Source organism: Moorena sp. SIO3E8 (assembly GCF_010692445.1).
Taxonomy (GTDB): domain Bacteria; phylum Cyanobacteriota; class Cyanobacteriia; order Cyanobacteriales; family Coleofasciculaceae; genus Moorena; species Moorena bouillonii.
The window spans coordinates 1-1,708 of the sequence record NZ_JAAHHM010000336.1 but is presented as its reverse complement, the minus strand read 5'-3'; the positions used below and the strand labels follow the sequence as shown (position 1 = coordinate 1,708).

Annotated in this window: 1 protein-coding gene; it reads left to right on the top strand. The window is 44.0% G+C overall.

The genetic code is table 11. The features are described from left to right. Window positions 1-116 precede the first annotated feature (116 nt). On the top strand, window positions 117-1,574 hold the full coding sequence (locus F6K46_RS39585) for a zinc ribbon domain-containing protein (RefSeq protein WP_293068950.1): 1,458 nt from the start codon (window positions 117-119) through the stop codon (window positions 1,572-1,574). The last annotated feature ends 134 nt before the right edge of the window (window positions 1,575-1,708 follow it).

Below are 1,708 nucleotides of genomic sequence, written 5' to 3'. Positions count from 1 at the left end.
GCCTAGCAATCAGAACCCTAAAAATAGGGATAATACAGTATTTAACCGTACAAATCGGACATAGACATTTTACTAGCGCTATGGTATAAGTCAATTAAGACAAAGACCCTGTAACTATGCCCAGAAAAGTAGGAGCAACCAAGAGAATATCCACTCAAGTCGTCCCCGTAATAGGAGTGACAGAGTCGGTTGAACTTGAGTTACTGTCTACCATGAGAAAACTGGGCATCGTCAGGTCTGAGTCTTACAACAAGCTAGGGAGTATCAACCACTGGGGACTTGACTGGAAGAAAGCCTACCCAGAAGTTAGAAGCTTTAGGACTCCTGAATCTCTGGGACTCCCCTCAAAACTGGCGGAATGGACTGTTAGCGATGTAGCTAAAGCCATAACAGCCCAACAAGCTGCTTGTATTGAAGCTGTAGTAAAAAAAATCTATCGAAGATTCTCTGGGAAAGAGAACCAGAACAAGCGGAAAGAGCTTTGCAAGCAACTTAAGACTTTAGCTTTTCTAGAAAATACTCTCCTTCATAGACTCGTCAGGAAAGAGTTCCAAAGAGGGCATTCTTGGATTAAGAATCAGATAGTGTATCAACAGGGAGGGTATAAAGGCAAAAGGCTTTCGCGGAATACCTACCAGTTAGAATTAGCTGGATTAAGGAGAGGAAAGAGGAACAGGATAGTTGTCAGGTCTAATCGAAAAATAAAAGGACAAATCAGGCTAATCTATAACCAACTCCTGCAAAGATTTGAAGTTCATTTTCTGGTAGATCATGGAACCGTAGGAATTACATCTGAACGTCGGAGTGTCGGGGTAGATAAAGGGTACACGGAGGCTTTCTATGATTCAGAAGGTCAGGCTCACGGGAAAGGACTAGGAAAAGTAACCACCAAGAAGTCTGATCGTATATGTAGAAAGAACCGAAATAGAGGGAAGCTTTGGGCACTTCACAGAAAGTTAGAAAAAATCGACCCAGCTAAGTCAGCTCGAATACTTGAAAATAACCTAACCAGAAAAACAGAAAACCGCCGTTACAGACAGGATCAATCAGAACTAACGGCTATGATAGGGGCGGCATCTAAGTCTCTCTTTAATGGGGAGTCTTTAAAGGTGTTTGCAGAAGATTTAACACGACCAATACGAAATAAACGCCAGTCTAAGGCCGTATCCCGCAAATTAAACAGTTGGATGAAAGGAATAATGCGGGACTCTTTGCAAAAGTGGGCTAATTGGACTGGATCGGTCGTTACAGAAGTTCAGCCTAGCTACACGTCGCAAATTGACTCCAGGAATGGAACCCTTCTTGGGAAAAGGACTGGGGACAATTTTACCGGTTTTGATGGGGTCGTGTTGCAGGCTGACCATAATGCTGCCAAGAATATCCTTGCTCGCGGTACTGACAAGGAGATAACCCGGTATATGAGTAGAGCCGAGGTGCAGGCAGTGTTATTGCGTCGTACCGCGCGTTACTTGGAAGGTATGGGACTGAGTTTAATTGATGCGGTTGAGCTTGGATGGCTTGATTGCAAGCATACTAAAACTCAGGCTTTCAAGCAACTCCTCAAAGGGATTTGAGGAACGCCTAGACAGACGGGTGGAAGGTTTGACTCCAATTACTGCATGACCACCCCTCCCTCAGGCAACAATAAATTGCACCTTGACCGTATTATCCGGTTTTGTACCGATTAATGACGGTTTAAGAGTATCCC